This window comes from Parazoarcus sp. PS-13 R2A, from assembly GCF_057621855.1.
This window is the reverse complement of record NZ_JBYEXN010000002.1, coordinates 150,194-176,519: the sequence shown is the minus strand read 5'-3', so window position 1 is coordinate 176,519 and position 26,326 is coordinate 150,194. Positions and strand designations below refer to the sequence as shown.

The following is a 26,326-nucleotide window of genomic DNA, read 5'->3' as shown; positions in this document are numbered from 1 at the left end:
GTTGTCGTTAAGGCCGGCGGAATGTTTCTGAAACGAAAAAAACCTGCTTCACGCTTGCGCGCTAAAGCAGGTTTTCTCCGCTTTAGCTGCATTTATAAAGCGCCCGCAAGCTGTTCCTTCAAATCGGCGCGTCTTTATGTTCGGCCAGGACGCATGCGTCTGTCAAGCGGATCAGCAAGGCTTCAGCCATGAGTAGGGCCCCATATCCATATTTATTATCTGACACTTGTTTTTGCCAGTTTAACTGATATATATTGCTGATAAATACACGGAGGCCCAATGGAAGCCACACCAACTTATGCGTTTGACGAACTCTGCACGCTGGTGGAGTTGCCATCGCGCACCGTGCGGTACTACATCCAGCTCGGGTTGGTGGATCGCCCCGATGGAGCGAATCGCGGGGCCCGCTACGGCGCGCGCCATGTCGAGCAGTTGCTGACCATCCGAAAGTGGCAGGCGGCAGGACTCTCGCTCGAGCGCATCCGCGAACTGCTTGAAACACCGAGCGCGATCGCACCACCAACAAGGGCGCGCGGCGCCGGCACGGTCGAGGTGTGGAGTCATCTCGTCGTTGCCGAAGGTGTTGAGTTGCATGTGGAGTCCGGCATATCGGGCCTGTCGCCCGAAGAATTACGTGAGTTTTATCGCAGTGTGATGGCGCACTTTGAAAGCATCCGCGCACGACACAACAAAGATCAGGCAAAGGGGAATGGCGATGAGTGAGCAGATTGGCATCCACAGCAGGACAGGAGAATCCCTCGCACTCAAGGGCGTCGATGCACGCGCCCGTCTTGCGGGCTTGCTCGCGACAACGAAGCTGGTTCAGCGCTACGAGAACACGACCCCGACACCGCTTGAGCTTGCGTATACCTTTCCCTTGCCAGTCGATGCGGTGCTCCTGAACTTTTCGGTTTGCATTGGCGAACGGCGTTATCTGGGCGAAGTCGTGCCAAGTCGCTTGGCCGAGGAGCAGTACGAACACGCGGTCGAATCGGGCAATTCAGCCTTCCGCCTGCAGAGCATCGGCGAGGGCCTCTACAGCGCGACCCTTGGCAACGTGCTGCCAGGCGAGGTCGTCCGCATTGAACTCGAATACGCCGAACCCTTGTCGTGGAACGGACTGAGCATGCGCTACCGACTGCCCACCACGCTTGCGCCCCGTTACGGAGAACCGAAAGAACTGCAGCCTTGGCAGCAACCGATCTCGAGCCTCGACGCGCGATATTCGCTCACGCTATCCGTTGAGTTGATGGGCGAGCTTGCCAAGGCAACTGTCGCCTGCCCCAGCCACCGCATCCGCCTTGCTGCTGCACAAGGGCAATTAACGGTTAGCCTGGCCAATGATGCAATGATGGATCGAGACTTCATTCTGGACATTCAGTCCGACGGCCTTGAGTCACTTGGCGTTGCGGCATCCGCGCTCGACACCCATGTTGCAATGCTTACCCTGATGCCGCCCGCGGTTGACGCCGAAGCAAGTCGCGACACCGTGATCCTGCTCGACTGCTCCGGTTCAATGGCCGGAGACAGTATCCGGTTGGCGAAGGAAGGCGTGCAGCTTGCGATCGGGCACTTCACCCCGGAGGACCGCTTCGGCCTCATCGGGTTTGGCTCGGACTTCACCTGCTTTGCGCAAGGGCTTCAGTCGGCCCGCGCTCAGACGATGCAGCAGGCCAGAGCTTTCGTGAGCGCACTGAAAAGCATGGGCGGAACCGAACTCGCAAGCGCACTTGAGGCCGCACTCGCGTACAAGTCGGGGCGCCCCCTCGATCTTCTTGTCCTGACCGATGGCGAAGTGTGGAAACTTGAGAACGTCACCGAGCACGCGAAGGCGATCGGCGCGCGGATCTTTACGGTTGGTATTGGTTCGGCAGTGGCAGAGGACACCGTGCGCATGCTGGCGGACGAGACCGGTGGCGCATGCGAACTGGTCTCCCCAAACGAAGACATGAGCGCCCGTATCGAGCGTCACTTCATGCGCATGCGCCAGCCCCGCATCAGCGATGTCACTTTCGAGTGGCCCACTCCCCCACTATGGACGACCACCCCACCCCGCGCGGTCTTTGCCGGTGATGCGTACTCAGTATTTGCCGCATTCCCCAGTCAGGTCAGCGGCTCAGTAACGACACAAATCCGTTTCGCGGGCGAAGAAGAGGCACAGTCGATGGCAGTCCACATCGACAGCGCCGGCGCAATGAACACGCAGATTGTCCGCGTCGCTGCAGCCTCGCGCTTGCAATCGCTTGCGGACGATTCAAGGTCGGCGTGGGCCGTGCGCTACCAACTCGTGACCGACGACACTGATTACATTGTCACGCTCGAACGCTCAGAGGCCGAACGACCCACTGAGTTGCCAGAACTGCACGTTGTCCCACACATGCTTGCTGCCGGATGGAGCGGTAGCGGGACGGTGGTGAAGTGCTCACCACAACGCAGTTACAGCAACTCGGAGAGCATTCAGTCAATGAAGACGCTCTCGGCCAACATTTGTTACTCAGTGAGGCCAGACGCCGACGTTCCCGCAGTGATGCGTAGCACCCGCCGTGCCGCCATCCACCCCGTCGCACAGGACGACGGCCCGCTCGCAGGCTTCATTGCCAGGTTGCAGCGGCGCCTGGAGCGGCGCGCACTGGGAGGGCTTCCGACAAGCCGTGAAGATCTCATCACGACTCAACTGCCAAACGCGTTGGTCATGCTGATTGATCAAGCCCGCGCAAAAAGCCTGGACGAACTCGCGGTCGCCAGAGCCCTGTACGCCGCACTTATTGACTGCGGACTCGGGCACACACTGGGAGATAGGTTCACTGAACAGGTTAAGGGACTGCTTAATTCGGGGGCGCTCGACAACTCGTTAGTGCAGGACTTCAAGCGCGTGCTGGACACGATTGGGCAGGCCGGAGCCGGGTCATTCTCTTCGGGCAGGCTTGATATTCAAACTTTCTAGCGGCGATCAAAGACCTAACAGCCACAGCTACGCAAGGGCGAGCTTAGGTTGCTCGCCCTGCGACCTGACTACTCCGGCTGGGAAACGGGCTTTAGCCAACACTATCCGTACGCGGCAGAGGGCTGTCCCTTCAGGCTAGTGCCTGAACTTTCCTGATCATCGACTCACGCGCCTGATCGAGCTTGTTAGCGTTCGTTTTTGCCGAAAGCGCATCTTTGCTCTTGCTTCCCAGGAAGTAAGCAATGCGCTCCGCATTCGCACCAGATGGATGTGGCAAGCCGTCGAGAATGCGCTTGTGGTCCAGCAACCCCCGGTCGGCGATAAAGTGGAGCGCCTCTGCAACCTTGTCGCCAAGCGGCACGAACACCGCCTTGGGCAATGCCTTCACGTCCTCGGCAAAATGCGTCAGCAGTTGATCGCGCAGCAGCGGATGACGCGTCATGTTCGGCGTGCCGTTATAGTTTTCACCTTTGATGAAGACCGGGTTGCGCAATACCGACGTCGTCTGCACGAGATCGGCAGCCGCCCCAAAAAAGGCCTCGCACGACTGGATATTCAACCACCGATTGACGCCCACACAGTCGAGCAGCTTCACCAGGTTCGGTCGCATCGCGCCCGAGAACGCAGCAGTCTTTTTGGCCGCGATCAGCGTCGCCTGCACGTCCATTCCCAACTCGAGCTGCTTGCGCGCTTCCTTCAGCGCATTGAGCATCTGGGTCTGACCCGGCGTGATCCCAACAATCACCACGCGCGCCCGAGGATTGATGTACTCGAACGGGGCATAGCACACCTCGACATCGCCATCCTGAGCGATACGAAGCTTGGTGTTAATTGAAGACGCACCGCCGAGTTCGGCAGCAGACAGCGAGCGGATAACAGGGGCGAAGTGCTTGAAAAGGGATTCATTCATGGCTGGCTAATGGCTCCGAAAGTAGATGCATTCAGACAACGTTGGTGAAACAAGCAGATGACTGCGAACACGTCCCGAGTCGCACAAGAAAGTCATGTCTTATTGTTCGTGCGGCATATTCGGGTATTCACTGGCCAACTCGCAAGTAGTACCGTGCGGCCTTTCGTTCTTCGTTGTCATCTGCGTTAAGGTGAGCAAATTATGAAGGCACCCTTCCCTTGCACTTGCTGCGACAAGCTTGTAACGCACGTCATGCTGGCGCACTGTCGTGGCGTACCCTCTGGCAACCAGACTCGCTCTAGCATGGCGCACCTCGCTGCGACCTCGTCTGTGGCACACTTCAACTGCTACACTTACATCGCCGTTGAAAAGCACAGCAGAAGGCCACCTAAACACCCTCTTTAACAATCCGCTCTCGCAGCACCTTCAATCATTGGCAACCCCCTTTGCAGCCATATGATTTGAAAGCGTTTTTCGGAGCTAGCAGTCAGAACGAATGCCCTGATCTCAAAGGGATTAAGACAGAGACTGCAGCTAGAGACGCTGCTGAGGCTCAAGGTGCAAAGCCTCAAAACACGGCACAGCCTAGCCAACCGCCGATGTCTCAAGGTGACATTCGTCGTTTCGACGTTTCTGAGGCACAGCGTCCAGGGCTTCCTGCTGGCTACAAGGTGTCAGATACGTCTGTCAATGGCATCAAGCGCGTAGACGGCGGCAGCTCCCCTCTGTTTACGAACATCGACCCTGCGACAGCCGTCGAGCAGCTCAAAGGTGTGCGCCCCGGTATAGAGGGTGCTCAGTGGGGCGACGCTGAGCAAGGTGTGCAAAGCGGCGCTGGTTTGCGAGGGGGCGGCACGCTCAACGTAATGCCTTCGTCTGCGTTCACAAGGGTGCCACCGTCTCAGTCAAACGAGCTTTCTCAGGCACTACACGCAGCCGCAGCAAGAGGTGATGAGGCGGCGCTCCGCAACCACTACCAGAAGAACGGTGGCACTTGGCAGGGTGAGACTGCAGAACAGACTGCACAGAGAGAATATCGTAAGAGCTTGATGGACGCGCTCGGAAGCAAGAGTCGATCTACTCGTACAGCCGCAATGCAGGCGCTGACGTGGATGGACAAGAATAGACAGGACGAACGGAGCGATGCGGCAAAGCTCGCTGCCGAGGAAAGAACGGCAGGGTTAAACAGGGAAAGTGCTGAAAGAATTGCCCAGATCCAGGCTGACGGTAAAGCTTCCGGGAAAGTGCCGAGTGGGTTAAAAACGCTGAGCGATGCAGCGAAATCAGCTGAGGCTCAGTACGGTGAAGACCGTGCACCATCCGTAGTAAAAGACCTCGCGGCGCAGCGAGAAGCCGGGGTGCGCGAGCTTGTGAATCAAGATCGAGCGGGGGAAGCCCAAGCCCTACTGCAAGCACCTTATTCAGACACTGGTGTAAGGCAGATGGGTGAAATGGGTGCCGTAAGGGATGTCGCCGCGCACGAGAATTCTTTGGACAGAGGGTGGCGCTTTGCCGGAAGCGGGTCGAGCTGGCTTGGCGTGCCAGCGGGCCTCGTCACCCTAGCTGCTACCAAAAGCCCACAGTGGGCGTTGAGAGTTGCTGGCGGGTTTGGTCTAGGTGGCGCTATTGGCGGGCTTGGTTACGGTTATTCGTCAGGCACAAGCGGGGTCAACGCGAACACCAACGCTCACGAGCTGCTAGGAGGCAAGTTTAACGAAGACGGTACTTACCAAGTCGGTGATGTCAAAATTCCGCTTGACGCGCTACAAAACCCAGACCTGCTCGCAAAGATCACATCACTTGGGCGGCGTGACATTGTCCCGTACCTCAAGGCGCTTGGTTACGATACCGGCAACTAACGAGCAAAGCCCAAGTACAGCGAAAACCCCGGCAAGTACGACAAAAGCCGGGGTTAACGCTTCCATATCTGATGGATTAAGTGCCTCAAGCAGTACGTTTCCGACAAATATTGCTGTAAGTGCGACAGCGGCGCTCACATAGAACAGCATGAAAAACCTATCAGACATGGCTACCTCCGTCTAGTCTATAATCACTCTCAGACTCTTATACGCTCTGAGGTGCATTATGGATAACCTAAACACCCTACGGTACGCTCCGATTGTAAACGATGAGGCAGGGTTGCGCAGAGCGACTGCGCTTCAGGCCCAAAAAGACCCGTTTGCATCGACGCTGGCTGGCACTTTGCAGGGTAGCTTCCTCGGAGGAGGGGCAAGAACTCTCGGTAATGCGCTAAGTGCCCTTGGTCGGAATGAATGCCCTGATCTCAAAGGGATTAAGACGGAGCACTTGATGCGCATGGCGCGGCGCGGCGAGGTCGGAATGAATGCCCTGATCTCAAAGGGATTAAGACCTTGCGCTACGATGTGCTCGCGCAGAACGTCGGTCGGAATGAATGCCCTGATCTCAAAGGGATTAAGACGTCTTCCAAGACAGTTTTAAGATTTGCTGAGAATCAAATTTTAGACACCCAGATCACCTGTAAATCGGTACGCTGATTCGTTCGCCACTATTGCACTCTGACCGCGCCGCCAGCCACCGGCAGGAACAACCAGTGTTCAATGACCTTGCGCCCGGTAGCCATCTCGACGCCGCGCCCATATGCACGAAGTTGGCCAGCGTGCTCTGTGGCCAGATCGTGCCATCTGTTTTCAGCAAGCGGAGCTGACTTATGGTCAATGACGACCCAGCCGTCGTGGGTATTGAGCAACAGGTCGATTCGGCCAAGCACGACCTGTCCATTCTCGAGCACCTGCTGCACCGGATATTCGGCACAGGCATCCACCATGCCCCAGCGTTGCGCGATCCAGTCGAACAAGGCCTGAACCTGATCGAGAACAGCCGTCGCCGTCAGGAAGGCTTCAACCCCCTGCCCTTTTAGGATACGAACCACATCAGATTCGGTGACTTTATGTCTGCGGTCGGCAAAGGCCATGGCAATGCAGGCATGCACGGCGGAGCCTACAGAAGGCATGTCCGCATCACGCTCAAGTGGAATCCGTTGGCCGATGCGAATCTGTTCTGCAACAACTGCATCCACCGGACCCAATGCGGACGGACTCACCATCAGCGGTAGCCGGGCCGGACATTGAGCGGACTCATTGAACCAGTAAATGGGCGCCTCCTGAACACGGGCGTAAGCCGGTTTCTCAGGGGGCTGAATCTCAAGGTATTCTGCAGCGATGGCAGTGCCGTCAGGCAACGCGATGCGCTCAGGCGTCTCGTCGGAAGGTAGTAGCCAAGGGGCGTCGAGGGTATCGAGCCATTCTCCCGTTGGCTTGCGACTTGAGCGCGCAAAGATGAGAAGGTCTCGCGCTCGCGTCATGCTGACGTAGAGCAAGCGCTTATGCTCATCTACGCTGGCCTCACGTACGATGCCTGCTGCCGCCGTGTTGGCAATTTCGTCAGCCAGCGCGAGCTTTTTCTGTTTGCCGAAGGGCCACGGCCAGTAACGTATGAAACGATTGTCCAGGGGCGCATCAACATTGATCGTATCGTTTGACCGGGTTGAGATCGACCATAGGTCGTCCTTGATGTCGGAAGCGAGATCTATCAGCACGACCACCGGCCACTCGAGGCCCTTGGCCGCATGATGCGTGATGATCTTGACTGCCTCTACGGAGGGATCGGAAAGCCTGTCGGCCTTTTCCAAAGCGATTTCGTTCGCCCATTGAAGCAAGCCCGATACCGACGCGGCCTGACCAGTGCGCTCGCAGAGCCGTTCATAGTCAGCAGCAAGGGATTGAAGCGCGTCGAGGTTTGCCAACCGGACACGCGCAAGGGACACATCCTGCTTCCAGCTCACTACCGTCGTCGCAAGCCTGCATTCAGCGATGACGTTCTTTAGCGTCTCTGCCGGCGAAAGGAGCAAGGCCCAGTTGCGCATCTGCGCAAGTTTTTCCAACAATGGGTGTGCGCGGTGACCCTCGATGTCTTCCTCCAGCCAGTGCGCAGGCGATCCACCAGCAGCGAGATATGCGATCCGGTCGGTAACCCAAACCTCAGGCTCAACCCCTGTCGTCATCGAGACAATCTGCGCGCTGGCGACGGTATCGCTTTCGTCATTAAGCCGACGGAGACAGGCCAGCACCAGCGTGGCCTCCGGCGTAGTGAGCAGGCCGGCTTGGGCGGTGGCAGTAGGTACGCCATGCGCCTTCAGACTGCTAGCGACTTCGTCGACGCGTGCGTTGGATCTGGCAAGGACTGCAATATCGCCGTAACGCACTGGTCGCGAAACCTTGTGTGCTTTATCGAAGATTCGACGCCCCGACTCAACAAGACTGCGGATGCCGCTCGCCAGCGCGGCCTGCTCCTGCCCTGCATTGCGTCCCCCGAGCATCCAGTTGGCGACGGCCGGGCCCTCTAGCCCATCAGCAGCGTCCGACCGCTCGGGCCGCAGAACCACTGTATCGAGCGGTAATACATTGGCAAATGCTCGCCCGAACAGGGCGTTGGCAAGCTGTACCAGGTCGGGCCGGGAGCGCCATGATGAGCCAAGAATGTCAGTGGTTCCACCAAGCGAGGGCAGCGCTTCGATGATTGCATCCATCAAGCGAGCATCACTCCCGCGAAAACCGCAGATGGCTTGCTTGATGTCACCGACCCAGTAAACGTCCTTGGCATGGCGGGCAAGCTTGACAAAGAGTGCAAGCTGTATTGGACTGGTGTCCTGAAACTCATCGACAAGCAGGAGATCGAGTTCGTCATCGAGCACCTCGGTCACCGATGAATCGTCCAGCAAATCAAGCAGCAAGGCCTCCTGATCCACAAAATCGAGAGCACCCATCTCGCGTTTGCGCATCTCGTACCCTTCCAGCACGTTCGCGGACAAGCGGAACATTTGCTGCAGATAGTCACGAACATCCTGCTGCAGCGCTTGATGCTCCCCGACTCGCCTGGCAAGCTGACTGACAGTCTCAACCTGTGGCTTCATCGCGGCTGCAGGCCATTCCTTGCCAAGCTTTACCCATTCGCTCCAGCTCAAGGACTGACTGCGCAGTCCAGCCTGCACTGTATTCAGGAGGGTGAGATAGGTTTCCGTAACTTTCGGACCGCCCGCCTCCACCGCTTTGCGAAGGAGTGGCAGTACACGCCCGATTTCGATCTGCAGCAATTGCGAGAGGTCGTCCTGACTCGCCACCGGAAAGTGGCTGAGTAACTCGTCGGCGTTGCGACAGCCAAATCCGGCCAAGGCGTCAGAAGCGATGTTATTGGCACGAGCATGATGCACAATCGTGGCGACAGATTCGTGCCAATCACCCACTGACTCGAAGCCCATGCGCTCGGTTATCTTCAGAAAACCGGCAATGGCAGGCCCATCGAGCACTGCGTCAATTGCCTGCTTCAACAGCGCTTCGCTCTGACGCTCATCAAGCACCTGTTGATCTGCGCCCAGCCCGGCTTCGAAGGCAAACCGGTTCAGCAACTCGCCGCAGACGGCATTCACCGTGCCAATACGAGCCTGCCCGATCGAGTTTGCAAGGGCGAACTCCCCGACCCCAAGCAGATGAGCACGCGTCCGTTCTCGCAACTCGGCGGCTGCCTTACGGGTAAAGGTCGTTGCAATCACACCTTCCGGCCGTACCTGTTTGCGCACAAGTTGATTGTGCAGGATATGAGTCAACCGAGAGGTTTTGCCGCTTCCAGCTCCCGCACTGACGAACTGCAGCTTTTCGGTCATGACTGGTCCTCCCAGCCTGCAAGCGCCAAATAGTCGTTGTATGCAGGATTGAGATATTCAATGTTCATCCCGTCACATGGCGCAACCGAGTCATCTGTTTCCTCAATCCCCTCTAGCGCCACCTCGTACAGCCCTTGACCGAACTGCGCTTGGCGCCACGCCCACGTCAGCAGGAAGCGCTGCCAAAGCTGCGCCGTATTGCCATCGTGGCGCTGAGGCACGATTTCAGCACCGCAGAAGAAGTCTGCGTCTCGGCACAGCAGTCTCCCCCGATCAAGCAGAAAGTACGCCACGGCGGGCCAAGCGCCGCGTTGCTGACGCAGCAACTCCGCATAAAGAGCCAACTGCAGGTGGCTGTTGTTTGCAAGCTTGGCGGGATACTTCTTGTGCCCGCTCCACTTCATGTCGATAACGCCCAGACGCCCCGTGGGCACTTCGACGACCAGATCAGCAAAACCGGTGAGTTCTCCACCGACAAACAGTCCAGCGAGTTCGACCTCGGCCTTTACGGCGCAGGCGGAAGCACTGGCAAGTTGCTCGCGGAGTAAGCACATTGCGCGGCGCAGTCGGGCGCGAAACGCCTCCAAGTCGCTGCGACGCCCAGACATCAGAAGCACTGCCCCCTGCTCGCGCACTGTACGGTCGAGATTTGCTTCGAACCAATGCTCAAATGAAGACAATTTCATCGACAGCGCGTCAGGTTCCATGAAGTAGGACTCGACCACGGCATGAGCGAGATTGCCCAAAAGCAGGAAATCGCCGGTGATCGTCAGGGCCCGTGACGGACGGAGCCGGGCAGGATATTTCAGTAGCCACTGGTATGGATTGAGCAACTGCATCTCGAGACTTGAAAAAGAAGCTTTCGCAGGCGCAGGTACGGCGAGGTCGGCAGGCAAATGCCAGAAGCGTCTCTTTTGTGGCAGCGGCACGCATTGGATCGCCGTCATACCGGGGCCCGGCTCTGACAGTGCGCTCTCGAGCTCGACAATCGGCACACGATCCACGATCGCCTCGATGTGTTGCCACACCGGATGGATCTCGCTACCCGCAGGCGGCAGCACCAGCACCAAACGTTTGTTGGCCGCGAGAATTGGCCGAAGCCATGTATCGGCATCATATTCGAGCTGCAGTGCCGCATCGGGCAGGTTCACCCCATACGCGGCCAACTGAGCGCGCTCAGCCCTGGACCATGGAGATGACCGAGGCAGAGCCGCCGACTTCAACTGCCACCAGATCACCTGCTCGCACTGCTCGATGACGGCCCCTGGCTGGCTGACTGCACGACCCGCGCCAGCCTCTGCAACGTGCAGCGGATTATTGTTTTTCGCCGTACAGCCCTGGGCAACCAGCTTTTGCAGTTGATTCGGCCGGATTATTGATTCACCCTGAGCCTGCAAGCTGGCGAGGGCGGCAGCTAGCTGACGACATTGTTCATAACCTGCCAGCCACGCGTGGCGTGCCGAATCATCTTCAACCGCCGAGCGGCGCTGGAAATCACACTGCAACGCATTCACCTTGGCAATCACAGCGGGTAAGTCGGCGCCATTTTGCGGGTCATAACCCGGTTGCTCTATCCAGAAGTGAATCTCGTTGCGCACGCTCAGGGCGAGGCCCGGCCCTTGCTCCTCATAGAAGGTTTCAATCCGCTGCAAAACATCATCCCAGTCTGGTCCGCAGATACCGGGCATTGCGACGAGTTTTTCCGCAAGTGCCCGTCTCGCGAAGCTCGGCAAGGGAGAGATCGAATGTGTCAGGAATTGCACCAGCACATGGAAATCCAGCGGTGTCCACAACAGAGCAAGTGCGAGCGGCAATACTTGCAAGGCAGGCGTCAAATCACTCGGGTCACACAATCCGTGTCTGGCATGTCCGGCAGACACCAGCATGCTGTCCAGATCGTCTCCAGCGCTTTGAGCGACCAGAAGCGTCTGCGTGCCCGCTAACCTCGCAGCGACCCATGCACCCGCCACCATCGATGTTTCAGCACGCACAACGACGACGGATCCGTCGTCCTCCCACTGCAGGCGAGGGAGCCCATCCGCGCGTTGCCTCGCCTGCAGGGAGTCCTGCAAGCGACCGAGAAAATTATTACCTGTGGCTCTCGGCAGTACGAGGTGATCCAAAGGCAGATACGAAAGCACCCTGCGCCAGCGCATAGGAAATGCATCAAGGGGATCGACCAGTTTCAGACGCTCGATCGGTACGCTGCGGTTCTCAAGTGATGCTTCGATCCGAGCCAGGCGCTGTCCTACCGAATCAGCAACTTTTTCCGCAGCGAGCTCTTCAACTGCAGCCATATCGCGCAAACGGGGCAGCCTGGAGGCTGCCATTGCGCCATTGCAGACATTCCAGCCATTCAAATGCCAGACGTCCCGCCACTCGAGGAGCGTCTCCGCCACCCCGAGTTCGTCAATCGCGAAACTTCGATGGTAGAACCGCGCAGGCCCGTCGCCCAGTTTCAGACAGTGACGATACTGAACCACACGCTCGGTTCGCCCCACACGTTTGCGAAGCAAACCCAGATGGGTTTCAAGCAGCAGGAGAAGCCCTGACGGACCCAGAACCATCTCGCCAAGTGCAGTCATGGTCTGCCAGCCACGCTGACCGTCGAGATACAAGCCAAAGCGGATGATCATGCGGACATCCTCGACTGACCGTCGACGTCGGAGCAATCTGTCTCTGTTGTCGCACAGTCCCATTGCGAACTGAACGTGCTCCGTCGCCGACTCACGACAAATTCGTCGAGACGCGCACCACGACTGCGCATTTCCGCGGCGGTGAGTTCTCGTCCGCGATCTGCACGTTGCAGATTGATATGAAGATGCAGGCAACGGACCCCGCGCTCGTGCAGCTCGGCAGCCAAGCCCAGCGGCAGAATACCGACGACGGTATCTCCACCCGCAAGGTCTTCGGCTCGCAGATGCGGTACAACCCGATGCGGGCGTACGCCTTCGCTATGCAACCAAGCCAGCGCGCCCGGATGGCGGGTAACAGACCACACCCGATTGCCCGCCGCAGGAACATCCACGCCGGACTCAAAAGCAGCGGTGAATTTGTCGGCAAGAATCAGCCTTGCGCCATGCTGAAGCGCGGGACGACTTTCGCAATGCGGCGCGACGAGCCACGCCGCAAAACCTTCGACTGTCAGTTCGGGCAGTGGCATATCGCCGCATGCAAGGGCGAGCGTCTTGAGGCTTTGGGCGCTCAACTCCAGCCGATGATCAACAATCCGCATATCCACCTCCGCATCACGCCGTTCTAAATCGCTTCAAAAACACGAAGCGCCTGCCGCTCTTATGGCCGACGGTCAAACTTTAGATGCAAGGTTTTCCGTGGGGCAGCATGACAAGCTTGTCGCGGATTCATCAGCACGGGCTGCCGTCGTCTCAACGCGTACTCATCAGTGCCCTCACCCCGACGTTTCGCCCAAACAGGTGAGCGCAGATCATGGCCCTCACGAAACGACCGAGCGGCACACCTGCGACGTTCGCCCTGTGCTGCAGCCCGGCTTTGATCGCGCACGGCAGAAAGATCTTCAGTGCGAAGATGTTCTTGCCCATCTCCGGCACCGGATCGTCGAACTCCGGATCGCCCTCCTCGTCTGGATCACACTGCCACGCATCCTCTTCATCAGCGCGGGGGCATTCGCCGTCACCATACAAACCCAAGCCCCTGTCTCGCATCTTCAGCATTTCGTGGACACCGAAGAGATAAGTCGCGAAAAACTCCGTGAGATAAACCGTCATCGACACGCCCATGCGGGCGCAAACCTCCTCCAGGCCAATGCGAGCCTGATCTGGTAGCCAGAGTCGGATCTGGGCATCCTGACGCTGCAATCCGGCGTAGTCACGCGCGTCGATCAATTCGTCGCTGAGTGAATGCGGTTCGCCTTGGCTCTGCCACTGGGCAAGGAGTTCTCGTGGAATACGCACGCGGATCTTTCCTATTTCATCGCATGGACAGCATGCATTGCTGCGACCAGCGGAGGAGTCGTCTTATAACGAGCAACTGAACTGGCTATCCAGAGGCTGACGGCGACGTGCCTCATCAACGCAGGCTGCCAAGCTTGGGTCACGAGCGACAGCCTCTTCGATCGACCATACGACCGCACAGGCTGCTTCCGCAATAGCGGAGGAAACGTCTGTGTTGCGATATCCGCTCACCTGGTCGACCCGCCAAACGCCGGCGGAGTGCTCGTGGGCGACCATCGAGGCGAGGCGTGCATCGGTTCTGCGACAACGGATCGAGAAAGGACGTGCCAGTTCGGTGGCGAACCATTGCCCATATGAGGCAATGCAATGCTCCATGACATTGCCCTCTTCGACAAGGTCGTGCTGATTCAGAATTGCGACGATGCGGTATGGACCGATCTCGACCCTTCGCACGATGGGAAACCAATCCGTGTCGAGAGGGCAGTCCTCGCTTTCGTCGTCATGCGCGTCGGCACAAGCCTTGAGCAGACTCGACCAGCCCGCCTTGAGCAGATTCTGATTGTCATGCAGGTAACTTGCATCGTTGATGAACCAGCGCGCGACCGGAGTGATCTCCTCGGTCATCACATCGGCCGCATTGCCCTGCAACTCCGCTAGCGTGTATCGCTTCCAAGCTGCTTTAAAGAAACGTGGCGGTACGGATTCGATGCGCTTTCCGGGTATATCCCAATCGAGCAGCGCCCGGACAAACCCCGCCTGAGGCGGCAGGTCCGACTCGAGCACCTGTAACAAGGCCAGATAGCTCGCGGCACGCTCAGGCGTCGACAGCGGCTTGTCGTCGCCAAGCCAATCGGGCTTGAGCGGGTCGAACAGAGCATCTCCGTAGTCAAGGTACAGACGCCATGCTCGGCGACCCAGATCGCGCCGACTGAAGGCTTCCTTCAAGGCCGGGAAGTACCGGTCGCCGCTGGCAGGCACGCCCCACCAACGAGCCAGGTCGCAATGCCGCGCAGCCGTGTTCATGTCGAGTTCTCCTTGTCGTGCGCCACGTGCACAAACCTAACAAGCGACCGACAACCGGGCAATCGAAACCGTAGGGGAAAAACACATCGGCATCGCCCGTATCGGGGTGGTACGCGGCCAACGCTCCGCGATTCTTGCGCAATTTTCCCCTGCAAAAGGGTTTGCGATTCCGCGCGGTGCTCACTATCGTGATGCCAGATGACGTGCAGATGATGCCGTTTTCAACGAGCACTCATCGTCAAAAATCAGAACGAGGAAAAATCGCCATGGCTTCACTCAACAAGGTCATTCTCATCGGGCATCTCGGGCGTAACCCGGAGTTTCGGGCAACCGCCCGGGGAGACCCGATCTGCACCCTCAGCATTGCCACATCTGAACACATCAAGGACAAGACCGGAGAGCGGCGCGAGCTGACCGAATGGCACCGGGTGGTGCTCTATCGCCGGCTTGCAGAGGTGGCGCGGGACCACCTGAGGAAAGGCGAATTGGTCTATCTGGAAGGCAGCCTCAAGACACGCAAGTGGCAGGACAAGAACGGCCATGACCGCTACACGACAGAGATCGAGGGACGTGAGATGAAGATGCTGGGTGGGCGTCAGGACGGAGGCATCTCGGCACCTTGGGACATGGAACCTCGCGGTCTGGCGAAGAAACAGAGTCACGACGTTCCCGCACGTCAGATTGACGAAGACGCAGAAGACTTTCCGTTCTGATTTTGGCTTGTCGTACAGCGCCCCAACTTTAGTGGCGGCTACCTCGGCACAGCCTCAACACTCAACTCTTCTGCCAGATAGATCGTCAGCATCGCCCTCGCCTCCTCTTCGGACTTGGCCCGCAGCCAGTCGCCCCAACACTCATCCGGCAGAATCACCACCGAGCGCTTTTCGTCCTCGGGCTTGTGAAAGCGCTGCATGACGGGATCGCCATCTGCGTTGATGGTGAGCATCGACATTGACCACGTCGGCAGCCCGCCTTCCGCCTCACGATGCGCCCAGATCCCCGCGATGCCCATGGGCTTGCCGTCGGCTCTGGCAATTCGCCAGCGGACAGCCTTGCCCGATTCGTAGCACGGCTCAAAGATCTCGCTTGCCGGAACAATGCACAACTGCCCGCGTCGCCACGCGTCTCTGAACGAGGGCTTGTCGCCGACGGTCTCGGATCGAGCGTTGTAGGTGGACCGGACGATCTTGGCGTCTTTCGCCCAGTTTGGCACTAGGCCAAAGGAGGCTGGCACCCACAGCCGCGGTGCGAAGTTGGTGACGATGGGCACGACCGAACCGGGGTACGCCTCTCCGTACTCAAAGTCGGGTGGCGGCAGCGGATAGGCGGTCAGTGCTTCCCGGCTGGCGGGGCGGTAATTGGCACACATGGGCCAAGATTACGCCCACAGCGCGTCACCGTGCCAGTGCTACCGGCAGCGCGCTCCAGTCGGTTGTCCACGCAGGCGACAACTGGTTTCTGCGCATCTGCCAGCGTTGATTCAGCCCGGTAACCAGGGTTTTAATGTCCCCCGCCCCCACCGGGTGTTGATCCGATCCATGACGAGCATCAGCGCCTCTGAACGCTCCGTCGTGTCCGACGCGTCGCCGACGAGGAGGCGCTGAAGTCGGTCACCGCGATGCCCCGCCTGACATGGTTGGGCTACGAGCTCATCCGCCACGCGGTGCGCGGCAAAACGTCGTGGACGTGGCGCCGCCCGAAAACCGACATGCGTGAATGGCATGCCCTGCTGTCCGCCCAGTTGGCCACCCACAAGACCACCGCCGTGGCACAGACGCTGACCATCCTCGCGCGCCAGCCGGGCTTCTCCGGGATACGCAGTCAGACCCTGAGTTTGTTCGCGTTCGCACGCCAGCACGGTTACCGAGCCGAGTTGCCTGAGGTCTTCTTCGTGCAGAAGCAAGTAGCGGGACATAGGGTGCTTGTATGAGAACGGCCTGCATCCACCGTCGTCCGCTTACAGGGCGGATCGGCAAGCAGTCGCGGCCTGCCCCAAACTTACCCGTTGGTCGTCGGCGTCAGCAGCGCTGCCGGGCTGACATCCAAGGCCATCGCGAGACGCTCGACGTTGTCGAGGGAGATGTTGCGCACCTCACGCTCCACGTGCGCCACAAAGGTGCGATGCAAGCCCGCTTCGAATGCGAGCTGCTCCTGCGACCAGCCACGCGCAGCTCGCAGACGTTTGAGGTTCTGGGCGAGCACCTGGCGGGCACTGCCTGTTGTTCCAGTAGCGGGGGCGGTTTCCATCGCACAGATGGTCTGACGTTGACGCGTTTGCGTCAGCTGCGTATAAGTCACAATTCATCAATGTGACTTATACGCGGCACTCAAATGACGGACTTCACACACAGGGCGCAAGCACGGCATGACGCAGCCATCGAGGCAAACCCTTGGCTGGAACCGAAGAAGCTCCAACGACTGACAAGCCGAATCCAGGTCGAGAATGCGAGCCTGAAGACCCGCAGGCAAAAGCTTGTGTTGGTCGCCGACCGCTTCAACGCCGCCCTCGCCCCCTATGTCGCGTGCAAACCGGGCTGCGCTGGCTGCTGCAGCATGACCACGATGATTTACGCTCACGAGGCTGAAGCGATGGCGCAAGCATCCGGTCGAGCAATGGCAAGCGTTCCGGTCAGGCCGTTCAATGTTGCGCTCAATGAGGCCCGGCGGTTTCACGGCATCCCCTGCCCTTTCCTGCATGAGAACCGTTGTTCCATCTACACAGCGAGGCCCCTCATCTGCCGCATCCATCACTCACTGAATGACGACGCATCAGCTTGCGACACCAGCGTCCCGTTCGAGGAGCGCAAACCGGTTGCGAGCTACGATGTGGATCGCATCGAACTCCCGTATCACTGCTTGATGACTGAGAACGGGACCAAGGAAGCTTGGGGAGCGATTCAGGAGTTTTTCCCGGGGTGAAAGGGGGGTGAGGAATTGCCGGTGTGCCAGACTTGGTGATAGCGGACCTCACCCACGCACTTTCAGGCAGTCGGGAAACCGACTGTGTGACGAAGATAACCCGCATTAGCCAACTGCTGCTCCCGACCCAAAGGCGTCAGTCGCCACGGAAGTAAGCTGCCGCTGAACGCCGCCATAAACCGCTCTATGAACAATGCAACTGAAGCTTGCTATTTTGAAGTTGCCAATCTTCATAACTACTATCGTGGCATTCCCATTGAATCTAATGTTGCAGGCAATAAAGCATAAGATTATTATGCAGCTTGCACTCTGTTAGTCATGGAATCAAACTGCGTAATATACTCAACTAAGTAGAGCTATATTTTTGCATTAAACGGCTAGTTATTTTTGTAAAAACTCATGGACGATTTTTATCGCTGCAAGGGCAAGCATAATAAGCGCGTACCTAGCAACTCCACTATCGATAATCTTCCCTTTTGGCCCGAAGCTCCGTGTAACTTCTTTAGCTATTTCACCTGACAAGTCAAACTCGCTAGAATTCTTTTCTGGTTTTCTTATAATTAATCTATACTCCTTCGACGAGCAATCAATCCTGTCAGTTAAAAGTATTTCGTAGGCATCATCCTTTTCGACAATGGACCCCACAAGATCAAAATCATAATTTTCTATTTTGTGTTTGATTGTGATGTTCTTGTTATCGATTGATATATGAGGCATTTTGATACTCCCTGACTAATAATTATGATCCCTAAAATATGGCTGGACAGTATGCCAGCAAACGCAGACGTGATGGAGAAAGCGCTGCGCAGGTATTCGCGCTATTGCGTATCACTTTCCTCATCCGACTAAGGCAGACTGCGGCTACGCGTATTCGCGTTTTTCGGTCTAAGATGCTGAGATGCGTTTGATGTAATCGACCGGAAAATTGGAGCCGTCAAATAGATGGACCTGCCACAAATGGCGAGTTTAGCCCGAACGTCAGTCAAACAAGTCCAGATTCCTGCACAAACGCAACGTACTGGTGCATGGCAGATCTGTAGTTGCAAATCGTTCTTGGCTTTCGATGTCCTTTCATCTGCTCACAAATTCGCTCGACATCAGATTTCGAGCAAAGCAACCGTGGTGTGACGTCTTCATCTAGTATTTTTGAGACAGATCGTAAGTACGAAACGTAAGAGTCTACCGATGATGCGACGCGGTCATTTTTACCAACGCCGCGACTCTTAATGAAACCTCGATACAGCTGCTCATGAGCGATCATGGCTATCACTTTGAGTACATGGATACCGAATTGTGAGGCCCAATGCTTGAAATATCTAGAACAGTGAACATGTCGAGGGTAGAACTTGACTTGAAAGGGGGGAAGACACGGCGCGGCCTCGCCGCTTCGTAGCAATGTGCTGAGGTTAGGGGCTCACTGTCGCAGATTCTGATACACCACCCTATGCATAATGATCACTCACTACAGCGTGAGGCGATGATGGATCATAGAGACACGGAGCCTTGGACAGGCGGTAGCAGCCTTGCAGCTTCGGCAAGCATTCAAGAGGGTGACAGCATTAATACCGTGCCGTCGCTTACCCGGCACGTTGCTCATCAAGCTGATGAAGCACAACTTGATGATGCCGTATGGAATGTGCTGCTGACCAGCACCTGCCGCGATGATTTCCGAACCTATCTCCGCCAGTTTCAGGCGGGCAAGTACCGGTTGGCCGCCATCGAGCGCGCCATTACGCTGGACGACAACCCGAATGACGACGATGCGCACTATCCAGACGTGATCTCACTACTGCGAAGCGAAGCGAGCTCCGGCAACCCAAGTGCGCAGATCCACATCGGCAAGGCGCTGAGCGAAGGCATCGGCGTCGACTGCGATCAAGGGGCGGGAGAACGCTGGTATCGGCTGGCGATCAGCCAGGGCGAGACAAGAGCAAAGATCAACCTCAGCACCTCGATTCTTGCTGCCCAGCACACTGAAACCAAGGAGCGCATTGCCGAAGCACTGCAATTCGCACAGGAGGCTGCGGACAGCGGCGATCAGGAGGGCTTGATCGTGCTTGCCATCGAGAAACTGAGAGGCAACACCGTCACATGCGACATCCCAGGGGCGGTCGAACTGCTGCAGGCGGCCCTTGACGCAGGATGGGGGCGGGCAGGACTGGTACTTGCCAGGATCTTCATGCAGGACCAGCTCGTTGGTTCGAACCCAGCGTTTGCAGATGAATGTGCTCGTAGAGGGCTTGCTGCCGGCTGCGCGGAGGCCGCATTTCAACTTGGAATCGTCGCCGAGCGTAATGCGATGGACGCCACTACGATGGCTGTTGCTAAACACTGGTATGAACTGGGCGCGGCTGCCCTGGAAGTCAATTCGATGCGCCAACTCGGGTTGCTCTATCTGCGTGGAGAACACGTTTCAAAGGATGGCGCCTTGGGGGTGATGTGGCTCAAGCGCGCCGCGGCGCTCGGCGACGTCACCGCCATGCGGGACCTTGGAATTACTTACTATCACGGCGTCGACGTGGTTCCCAACGGGACAGTCGCCTTCGCGTGGTTCAGTCGGGCACTGGCTGCCGGCGATAAACGGTCTGCGGAAAACCTGGGTGACTGTTTTAAACTCGGCATTGGAACTTCGCCTGACCGTGAAGCGGCGATACATCACTACGAGCTCGCTGCGCGCGAAGGCAGCGTCTCCGCCCAGCGCGCTTTGGGCATTGCACTTCTCATGTCGGAGCCGCCGCTCAGGGATCCGGTGCGGGCGGCGCGCTGGCTGCAGCTGGCATGCCTTCAGCGAGATGGCCGCGCAATGGCGATCCTCGGAAAAATGCTGGAGGTCGGCGATGGCGTCCCCATCGATCTGGGCCAGGCCATTAATTGGTATCGCGCCTCCGCAGAAGCTGACGACGCAGTTGGGCAGGAGTCACTGGGCGCCTGCTATCTCCGCGGTACGGGCGTCGAATTCGATCCGGCTTGGGCTGCCCACTGGCTAGGCCTCGCTACTCGGAACGGCAGAAAGCATGCCCCCTTCCTTCTCGGTTCGATGTTTCACCACGGACTAGGGGTCGAGCGAAATCTGGGCGAAGCTGCCAAATGGTTTCGCTTGGCGGCCCAGCGTGGTGACCCCGACGCGCAGCTGGAACTCGGGCGCATTCTCGTTGCTGGGGGAGCCGAAGCAGATTTCACCGAAGCGGAAAAATGGCTGAGTGAAGCACTTCAGGCCGGTTTGGATGATGCGAAGCCCTTGCTCGACAAGTTGCACGATCACCTGCAACCAGGCGACTCGTCGTCGCGCCCGCCATCTGCAGAGAGCAAAGGCGCAGTCATCCGCCAGATTCGCCCGCAACCCGGCTCGGAGTTCGCCGTGGAGCCCAGCGAATGAACCACATCCCCGTCTATTATTCGCCGCGGCAGGTTGCGTACCCGAACGCCTTTTCACCGAGCGCGAGCAAACCCGCCGAAGTGGTCGCAGACTGGCTGAAAACAGGGCTGCCCATCGAAGTGCGCGAACCGGAACCGGCGACACGCGAGACACTCGCGCTCGCCCATACGCGCGAATATGTCGATGCAATCCTGGAGTGCCGCGCACGTAACGGCTTTGGCGAGTCCAGCCATGCTGTGGCCGATTCACTACCATGGACTAGCGGCTCGTTTCTGTCTGCTGCGCGCGAAGCACTCGCAAACCAACGTGTTGCCGCCTCCCCGACGTCGGGATTTCATCATGCAGGGCGAGACCGCGCTTCGGGGTTTTGCACGTTCAACGGTCTGACGGTGGCCGCGTTACAGCTCAAAGCGGAAAACCGTGTGCAGCGTGTGGCGATACTTGATTCCGACTACCATTACGGCGACGGGACTGAGGACATCATCGCAGCGTTGAAAATCGACTGGATTCGCCACGTAACCGGGTATTCAGACGAAGCCAACGTGCCCCGCTACCTTGCGAACCTAGCCGATGTGGTTCGTCGCTTTGCCGACTGCGATCTCCTGCTGTATCAGGCTGGGGCCGACCCTCACGTAGACGACCCGCTGGGGGGCTTCCTCACCACTGAACAACTCGCCCAGCGCGACCGCATCGTATTTTCAATGGCGCGCCGAATCGGCCTCCCGGTAGTGTGAAACCTCGCCGGCGGCTATCAGGATCCGTTCGAAAACGTATTGGAGATTCATCGCAACACGATGGCAGCGGCACGGGACGCCTTTGTCGATGTGCAAGCAGCCAGCACGCCAATAAGATTGCACGAAAAGCAACGCTGAGACCGCCGGCCTTCGAACGAACGATTACGCTCATGGATAAACTTTCCCGCCTCTTCAAGCTTCACCAAGTACTGAGTTCGCACCGTCACCCGGTATCGATGACGGTCTTGCAGCAACGGCTGGAATGTTCTCGTGCCACGGTGGCGCGGGCAATCGAGGAGATGCGGCTCTACTTTGGTGCTCCACTCGAATACGTCCGGGAGGGAAACGGCTATGCCTATGTGGGCGAAACTGATATGCACTTGCCCGGATTCTGGTTATCGGAACGCGAGTTGATGGCCCTGCTCACGCTGGAGCAGATCGTCGCAGAGATCGGGCCGGGCATCCTGGCTGACCAGATCAGCCCGATCACGGCGCGCATTCGTACCCTGCTGACTGCAATGGAGATTGGTGTCGACAAGAGCGTGCGGCGCATCGTGCTGGGTACCATCTTTCAGCGCCCCATAAAGGACAAGCACTTCATGCTTGTTGCGCAATCCACCTTGCGACGCAAGCGCATCGAGTTGCGATACCACAACCGATCAAATGACGAGACGCACAACCGTGTGGTTTCGCCGCAGCGCATGGTTTACTACCGGGACAACTGGTATCTCGAAGCCTGGTGCCACACTCGCGAGGATCTCCGCAAGTTCGCACTCGACCGGATCGTCGACCTAACCGCGCTTGATGCTCCAGCCGTCGAGATCGATGCGCCGACGCTGGCAGCGCGGTTCGAGCAAAGCTATGGCATCTACTCCGGCCCACCGACAGCATGGGCGGTGCTGCGGTTCTCAAAATGGCAGTCAAACTGGACATCTGGAGAGAAATGGCATCCGGCACAGAAATCTCGCACCCTGGGTGACGGCCGTTACGAAATCGAGGTGCCGTATGCAGGTGAAGGTGAGTTGATCATGGACATCCTCTCGCACGTGCCCCACGTCGAAGTCGTTTCGCCACCCGAGTTGCGTCAGGAGGTCAGGCGGCGCCTTGAGGAGGCGCTGAGGCTGTATGCCGAAGGAACGCGGATTTGAGCTCGCCCTCTTTTAATGCGACGCCATTCAGAATATTTTCTGGCGTAGTTCTAATCGTAATTGTGATCTCAGCGGCGATCGAAATCGCTATTTCAGATCCGACGAAATATCAGCTGATCCGGAAAATAGTCAGTACTCAGGTCGGTATTGAGACTGTTTTTCCGGTGGGGGATCGCTCAACGGTCTGGCCAGACTTTCCCTCCCTTCATGGACGAATTCGGGCAGCTCATGATCTCAAGAGGGGTGAGGCGAAGTTCTATATCTATGGGCTTATTAGCCACGTCAGTGGAAAGAGAATGTCTGACGCACTCTATAAATATCAACTGAAGGCAGAGTTCGGTGGGTGTCTAACTGGCACGCCTGGGCATCAAGCGGACATGGCATATAACAATATGATTGAGAGAGTACTGAATATATCGGTATCAGGAATGTAGTGACGTGTAGGATGTATTCTGAAAATTATGTCTGTTGCTATGATGAACTCGATTCTTTAGCACCTCAGGAGAGACCGCGATGGGTCGATTTGCCGGGACCACCAATGAGTTCAAGCGCTACATCGGTCCGCACCTGAGAAACCTAATCCAGCGGATCACCCGCAGGCAGAAGGCGGTCATTGGTGCATGCGAGCACTGTGGCGCAGTTGGAGAGCTGGATGCCGCCCATGTACACGGTCGCAACCGAACCGACATCATCAATCTCCTGCTCGGGACGTCAGCGCCGAATGCACTGGTGGATGTTGACCTCGCAGAGTTCGAGCGCGCATTTAAGGGTGAGCACGACCCCGTGGAGAAGGCGATTCTCGTACTCTGCAGAAGCTGTCATCACAAGTACGATAGAGTAGCCAATGGGTCAGCATCGCCGAAAACGGATCAGGTCCCTGCGACGCAACGGACACCGATTGTTGGTGCGCCATTTGAGGTGCTTCCCATCTCATTGAACCCCTGCGACCCGAACGATTTCAAAGTGAAGTTGCTGAAGCGGCGCAAAGCGATCATTGAGGTGGTTTATCAGGACGGCTCAGTCGAACGCAAGCCGTGGGATGCCTCTCAGTTCAGAGAGTCATCCAATCTGTTCGGAAACCTACGGTCTCGGCCAGAGTTCCGTAAGCGCGCTTGGCAAGAAAGCGGCATCGTGAAGGTGAACGTTCGAATCGTCGAGTAATGTACTTAAGAATTTGAATCTATGGGATGGACGCCTCCACCCGAGGAGGCGTTGATGTGCCAGAGTGGAAGTGCTGATCAACCACTCGAAACGAAGGAGGCGTTCACCATGAAGATTACGACAATTGGAATTGAGTCGCCCAAGGTTCTGTGGACGCCGGTTCGATTAAGATATTCGCTACCTAGGCCTCGGGGTCGATGACGCCTTGAAAATCTCTGAACAGATAGAGATTTGACCCAGCCGCGACCGCTCGTAAAACCCCAGCCAAGCGGAAAGCGGCCGCTTTCCGCTGCAGCGTCGAGAGGAATGTATCAGCCGTAAAGAGAAACAGTAGCTGCAAAATTTCGCCCAACGCGAACAGCTGCAAACCGATCCTGGACCGGTCGGCTGCGTGTCTGCGGACTCAGACAAGTCATTGGCCTCAGCCGTCATTCGTCTCGCGCCCGATGTGCAGCCGCAATACGACGGTTACCTGCCGCTCGACCGCCAATCTGCGCCGAGCGGCCGCTTGGCTACCCTGTGAAAGAGAACTAACGACCCACTGCTGTCGTTCAGCTTTGAGGAAAGCAGTCGCTCAACGCACCGGTTCAACGGCGAGCCGCGCCGCGGATCGTCCGCTGGAACCGGTTGTTATGCGGCACATAGCGACTCCAGCTTCTTGACTACGGCCTCGTATTGCGGCGTGACAAGCCCCACGGCAGGGTGGTAGCGGAACCCGGAGTGGTCGCGGCTGGCGGCCTCAAGAGCACGCTCAGCATGACCGCGAACAGAGCCCGCTTCAGCTGTATCGGCGGCGATGAGGGCCTGCGCGGCATGCCAACGGAAACGATCAACGGGGAACATCAAACGCGATTCGTGTAGGTCAAGCAGCTCGCGTGCGCGCCGGTACTGATCGCGAATGCCACGAGTGGCGACGATGTACGGGAGATCGAGATACGCCTGAGTCTTGAGATTGGGGAACACGGCTTCCCGGGTGAGCGCAGCTTCGTAGGCTGCCAGCGCCTCACCTACGCGGCCAAGGGCGAGAAGCGCCGTTGCTCGGTCGACGTGAGCTTGGGCGTGATCGAAGTCGTCCTGGAGCTCGAAGTAGCGATCGAGGAGCTTCAAAGCGACCTCCGGATGGGAGCGGGCCAGGGTGCATGCCTGGATGCGGAGGTACTGTTCCTTCCTTCGCGCACGACGGAGCTTTTCATCGAACGCCCGTTCAATGATGCCGTCCCATGTCGTGTTTCGGAACCAGTCAGCGCTCACCGTATGGCCGCATAACATTCGACGTGAGGGGCCGCCGTAGCGGCGAACCCGCGAAGGGAACACACAAGCGCAGCTTGTGGGCGGTCCCTCTCGACGAAATTGTTAGACATAGAAGCGCTCCAGAAGAGAGGAGCATGCGTTTGCGCTTACTTCACGTGCCCACTTTGTTGCGGAATCGAGTTCTGGCTGATGCTTTGCAAGAGCCTCCGGGGACCAGTGAATACGTGACTTGCCAATTGGCAAGTGATCCGTTTCAGATGCAATAGCGACAAATACCTGAAAGTCTGGGTCGTCATCGGCTACGGCGGCTTCATGGTGCAACGAAGACAGCAGACGTGCCCCTTCAAGAAAACAAACCTCTCCAATAGACATTGCCTGTACAAGCTCGCCAATGCGCTTGCGTACAGAAGCAACATATTTATCGTTTGTGACGACCGTACTCATGGATGTCTAACGTGCTAGCTCAGCCGACGGCAAAAAGCGCATCTTTTTGATGGTCGGCTGGAGCGCCGGGTTATGCCGTATACCTGAGCGGATGAGCTAGACGGGAACATAGAAACCCCAGACTCCGTTGGAGAGCTCCCCTGCCGCAAACCTGACCCGTTTCCCAGAACTTTCAATTTCGTACACCCATGCTTGGTGTCGCTCGTGGTGATGGCTTGGATGCGGAACAATGATTGGCTCCTGGCTGATGCTCTGCCACTTTAGCTTCCATGGTTTGAGGCCATGCAAGGACACGCTGTCGCCTTCAACGCCAACATGTACTGGCTTCCAACCGGGAGTGAACGTATTTAGCGGCATAACGTCCGCTGCAGCAAAAGGTTACCCTTTGACGGCCACATAGGGCGCCTCCCCTGACCAGAACCTGTTGAGTCCTCGCCACCGGCGCTGCGATTCCGGGCCGAGGAACGGAAAGAATGCGTCGGGGCTTGTCGTCGAGTGGCTCCAAACATTCTGAATTCCTTCGAGCACGCCGATGGTGGCGAACTCTCGAACCCAGGGCGTTCCCTCGGTGTGCAACCTTTCGATAGCAGTTCCGACAGAATTGAATGCCTCGGTCGCTCCAGCTTGAAAGCGCTCCAGCAGATGTGCGGCGAGTTCTCCCGCCGCCGGGTACAAGATGTCGTGTCCAAAAGCTTCGACGTGCCGCATCCACTGGTCCTCGAATGAGGGACAGGCGTCTAGGAGGACTTGCATGGCTTCGCTCTGGTCGATCATCGGAAGATAAGG

22 protein-coding genes and 1 pseudogene are annotated in these 26,326 nt (G+C 57.7%); 10 read left to right on the top strand and 13 right to left on the bottom strand.

The features are described 5' to 3' along the window. Positions 1-279: 279 nt before the first annotated feature. The gene (locus AC22G6_RS02755; RefSeq protein WP_487365515.1) at positions 280-723 is read left to right on the top strand and encodes a MerR family transcriptional regulator; all 444 of its coding nucleotides are present in this window, start codon (positions 280-282) and stop codon (positions 721-723) included. Beyond that, the gene (locus AC22G6_RS02750) at positions 716-2,944 is read left to right on the top strand and encodes a VIT domain-containing protein (protein WP_487365514.1); all 2,229 of its coding nucleotides are present in this window, start codon (positions 716-718) and stop codon (positions 2,942-2,944) included. Before AC22G6_RS02755 ends, AC22G6_RS02750 begins: the two co-directional genes overlap by 8 nt. 130 nt (positions 2,945-3,074) lie before the next feature. Here the strand turns inward: AC22G6_RS02750 and AC22G6_RS02745 are convergent, their stop codons facing one another. Next, on the bottom strand, positions 3,075-3,854 hold the full coding sequence (locus tag AC22G6_RS02745; protein WP_487365513.1) for a hypothetical protein: 780 nt from the start codon (positions 3,852-3,854) through the stop codon (positions 3,075-3,077). A 599-nt stretch (positions 3,855-4,453) separates the two neighbouring features. Here AC22G6_RS02745 and AC22G6_RS02740 point away from each other — a divergent pair. Further along, entirely contained in the window at positions 4,454-5,713 is a 1,260-nt protein-coding gene (locus AC22G6_RS02740) for a hypothetical protein (RefSeq protein WP_487365512.1), read from the top strand. Between the two features lie 668 nt (positions 5,714-6,381). On the opposite strand, the gene AC22G6_RS02735 is transcribed toward AC22G6_RS02740, so the two are convergent. The 5 genes from AC22G6_RS02735 to AC22G6_RS02715 all read right to left on the bottom strand — a co-directional run bounded on the left by AC22G6_RS02735 (position 6,382) and on the right by AC22G6_RS02715 (position 14,507). Beyond that, entirely contained in the window at positions 6,382-9,552 is a 3,171-nt protein-coding gene (locus tag AC22G6_RS02735) for a UvrD-helicase domain-containing protein (protein WP_487365511.1), read from the bottom strand. Continuing rightward, entirely contained in the window at positions 9,549-12,188 is a 2,640-nt protein-coding gene (locus AC22G6_RS02730; RefSeq protein ID WP_487365510.1) for a PD-(D/E)XK nuclease family protein, read from the bottom strand. The genes AC22G6_RS02735 and AC22G6_RS02730 overlap by 4 nt, the downstream gene beginning before the upstream one ends. After that, positions 12,185-12,715, bottom strand: coding sequence for a CRISPR-associated protein Csx16 (gene csx16 / locus AC22G6_RS02725; RefSeq protein WP_487365676.1), 531 nt, complete (start codon positions 12,713-12,715; stop codon positions 12,185-12,187). The genes AC22G6_RS02730 and csx16 overlap by 4 nt, the downstream gene beginning before the upstream one ends. 223 nt (positions 12,716-12,938) lie before the next feature. Then, positions 12,939-13,415 (bottom strand): hypothetical protein, encoded by a 477-nt coding sequence (locus AC22G6_RS02720; RefSeq protein ID WP_487365509.1) that lies wholly within the window; start codon positions 13,413-13,415, stop codon positions 12,939-12,941. Between the two features lie 132 nt (positions 13,416-13,547). Continuing rightward, positions 13,548-14,507, bottom strand: a complete 960-nt coding sequence (locus AC22G6_RS02715; RefSeq protein ID WP_487365508.1) for a PcfJ domain-containing protein — start codon at positions 14,505-14,507, stop codon at positions 13,548-13,550. Positions 14,508-14,773: 266 nt separating this feature from the next. Between AC22G6_RS02715 and ssb the strand changes: the two genes are divergently transcribed. Beyond that, positions 14,774-15,220 (top strand): single-stranded DNA-binding protein, encoded by a 447-nt coding sequence (ssb, locus tag AC22G6_RS02710; RefSeq protein WP_487365507.1) that lies wholly within the window; start codon positions 14,774-14,776, stop codon positions 15,218-15,220. A 38-nt stretch (positions 15,221-15,258) separates the two neighbouring features. On the opposite strand, the gene AC22G6_RS02705 is transcribed toward ssb, so the two are convergent. Next, the gene (locus AC22G6_RS02705; protein WP_487365506.1) at positions 15,259-15,876 is read right to left on the bottom strand and encodes an SOS response-associated peptidase; all 618 of its coding nucleotides are present in this window, start codon (positions 15,874-15,876) and stop codon (positions 15,259-15,261) included. Between the two features lie 25 nt (positions 15,877-15,901). Then, positions 15,902-16,056, bottom strand: a pseudogene (locus tag AC22G6_RS02700) (DUF4113 domain-containing protein). Positions 16,057-16,125: 69 nt separating this feature from the next. Here AC22G6_RS02700 and AC22G6_RS02695 point away from each other — a divergent pair. Beyond that, a complete protein-coding gene (locus tag AC22G6_RS02695; protein ID WP_487365681.1) occupies positions 16,126-16,437 on the top strand; it encodes a hypothetical protein in 312 nt (103 codons plus the stop codon). A 68-nt stretch (positions 16,438-16,505) separates the two neighbouring features. Here AC22G6_RS02695 and AC22G6_RS02690 read toward each other — a convergent pair whose 3' ends face one another. Next, on the bottom strand, positions 16,506-16,754 hold the full coding sequence (locus AC22G6_RS02690) for a helix-turn-helix domain-containing protein (protein WP_487365505.1): 249 nt from the start codon (positions 16,752-16,754) through the stop codon (positions 16,506-16,508). A gap of 84 nt (positions 16,755-16,838) precedes the next feature. On the opposite strand from AC22G6_RS02690, the gene AC22G6_RS02685 reads away from it, so the two are divergent. Beyond that, positions 16,839-17,426, top strand: a complete 588-nt coding sequence (locus tag AC22G6_RS02685; RefSeq protein ID WP_487365504.1) for a YkgJ family cysteine cluster protein — start codon at positions 16,839-16,841, stop codon at positions 17,424-17,426. A gap of 381 nt (positions 17,427-17,807) precedes the next feature. On the opposite strand, the gene AC22G6_RS02680 is transcribed toward AC22G6_RS02685, so the two are convergent. Next, entirely contained in the window at positions 17,808-18,143 is a 336-nt protein-coding gene (locus AC22G6_RS02680) for a hypothetical protein (RefSeq protein WP_487365503.1), read from the bottom strand. A 763-nt stretch (positions 18,144-18,906) separates the two neighbouring features. Here AC22G6_RS02680 and AC22G6_RS02675 point away from each other — a divergent pair. The 4 genes from AC22G6_RS02675 to AC22G6_RS02660 all read left to right on the top strand — a co-directional run bounded on the left by AC22G6_RS02675 (position 18,907) and on the right by AC22G6_RS02660 (position 23,845). Further along, positions 18,907-20,802 carry a tetratricopeptide repeat protein gene (locus tag AC22G6_RS02675; RefSeq protein WP_487365502.1) on the top strand — a complete coding sequence of 632 codons (1,896 nt, stop codon included), beginning with the start codon at positions 18,907-18,909 and terminating at the stop codon, positions 20,800-20,802. Continuing rightward, positions 20,799-21,536, top strand: coding sequence for an arginase family protein (locus AC22G6_RS02670; protein ID WP_487365501.1), 738 nt, complete (start codon positions 20,799-20,801; stop codon positions 21,534-21,536). The genes AC22G6_RS02675 and AC22G6_RS02670 overlap by 4 nt, the downstream gene beginning before the upstream one ends. Before the next feature lie 170 nt (positions 21,537-21,706). Beyond that, positions 21,707-22,684, top strand: coding sequence for a helix-turn-helix transcriptional regulator (locus AC22G6_RS02665; RefSeq protein ID WP_487365500.1), 978 nt, complete (start codon positions 21,707-21,709; stop codon positions 22,682-22,684). A 513-nt stretch (positions 22,685-23,197) separates the two neighbouring features. Further along, a complete protein-coding gene (locus AC22G6_RS02660; protein ID WP_487365499.1) occupies positions 23,198-23,845 on the top strand; it encodes a hypothetical protein in 648 nt (215 codons plus the stop codon). Positions 23,846-24,475: 630 nt separating this feature from the next. Here AC22G6_RS02660 and AC22G6_RS02655 read toward each other — a convergent pair. From AC22G6_RS02655 to AC22G6_RS02645, 3 genes are all read right to left on the bottom strand, one after another. Beyond that, on the bottom strand, positions 24,476-25,096 hold the full coding sequence (locus AC22G6_RS02655; RefSeq protein WP_487365498.1) for a hypothetical protein: 621 nt from the start codon (positions 25,094-25,096) through the stop codon (positions 24,476-24,478). 102 nt (positions 25,097-25,198) lie between these two features. Then, positions 25,199-25,540, bottom strand: coding sequence for a hypothetical protein (locus AC22G6_RS02650; RefSeq protein ID WP_487365497.1), 342 nt, complete (start codon positions 25,538-25,540; stop codon positions 25,199-25,201). Positions 25,541-25,918: 378 nt separating this feature from the next. Next, the gene (locus AC22G6_RS02645; protein ID WP_487365496.1) at positions 25,919-26,314 is read right to left on the bottom strand and encodes a DUF7674 family protein; all 396 of its coding nucleotides are present in this window, start codon (positions 26,312-26,314) and stop codon (positions 25,919-25,921) included. Positions 26,315-26,326: the final 12 nt, after the last annotated feature.

Coding starts and splice junctions, on each gene's coding strand:
- AC22G6_RS02670 (WP_487365501.1), top strand. CDS start 20,799: ATGAACCACATCCCCGTCTATTATTCGCCGCGGCAGGTTGCGTACCCG.
- AC22G6_RS02735 (WP_487365511.1), bottom strand. CDS start 9,552: ATGACCGAAAAGCTGCAGTTCGTCAGTGCGGGAGCTGGAAGCGGCAAA.
- AC22G6_RS02645 (WP_487365496.1), bottom strand. CDS start 26,314: ATGATCGACCAGAGCGAAGCCATGCAAGTCCTCCTAGACGCCTGTCCC.
- AC22G6_RS02665 (WP_487365500.1), top strand. CDS start 21,707: ATGGATAAACTTTCCCGCCTCTTCAAGCTTCACCAAGTACTGAGTTCG.
- AC22G6_RS02740 (WP_487365512.1), top strand. CDS start 4,454: ATGTCTCAAGGTGACATTCGTCGTTTCGACGTTTCTGAGGCACAGCGT.
- AC22G6_RS02750 (WP_487365514.1), top strand. CDS start 716: ATGAGTGAGCAGATTGGCATCCACAGCAGGACAGGAGAATCCCTCGCA.
- AC22G6_RS02675 (WP_487365502.1), top strand. CDS start 18,907: ATGGATCATAGAGACACGGAGCCTTGGACAGGCGGTAGCAGCCTTGCA.
- AC22G6_RS02650 (WP_487365497.1), bottom strand. CDS start 25,540: ATGAGTACGGTCGTCACAAACGATAAATATGTTGCTTCTGTACGCAAG.
- AC22G6_RS02690 (WP_487365505.1), bottom strand. CDS start 16,754: ATGGAAACCGCCCCCGCTACTGGAACAACAGGCAGTGCCCGCCAGGTG.
- AC22G6_RS02730 (WP_487365510.1), bottom strand. CDS start 12,188: ATGATCATCCGCTTTGGCTTGTATCTCGACGGTCAGCGTGGCTGGCAG.
- csx16 (WP_487365676.1), bottom strand. CDS start 12,715: ATGCCACTGCCCGAACTGACAGTCGAAGGTTTTGCGGCGTGGCTCGTC.
- AC22G6_RS02715 (WP_487365508.1), bottom strand. CDS start 14,507: ATGAACACGGCTGCGCGGCATTGCGACCTGGCTCGTTGGTGGGGCGTG.
- ssb (WP_487365507.1), top strand. CDS start 14,774: ATGGCTTCACTCAACAAGGTCATTCTCATCGGGCATCTCGGGCGTAAC.
- AC22G6_RS02705 (WP_487365506.1), bottom strand. CDS start 15,876: ATGTGTGCCAATTACCGCCCCGCCAGCCGGGAAGCACTGACCGCCTAT.
- AC22G6_RS02755 (WP_487365515.1), top strand. CDS start 280: ATGGAAGCCACACCAACTTATGCGTTTGACGAACTCTGCACGCTGGTG.
- AC22G6_RS02695 (WP_487365681.1), top strand. CDS start 16,126: ATGCCCCGCCTGACATGGTTGGGCTACGAGCTCATCCGCCACGCGGTG.
- AC22G6_RS02660 (WP_487365499.1), top strand. CDS start 23,198: ATGGGTCGATTTGCCGGGACCACCAATGAGTTCAAGCGCTACATCGGT.
- AC22G6_RS02680 (WP_487365503.1), bottom strand. CDS start 18,143: ATGCCTCATATATCAATCGATAACAAGAACATCACAATCAAACACAAA.
- AC22G6_RS02685 (WP_487365504.1), top strand. CDS start 16,839: ATGACGGACTTCACACACAGGGCGCAAGCACGGCATGACGCAGCCATC.
- AC22G6_RS02745 (WP_487365513.1), bottom strand. CDS start 3,854: ATGAATGAATCCCTTTTCAAGCACTTCGCCCCTGTTATCCGCTCGCTG.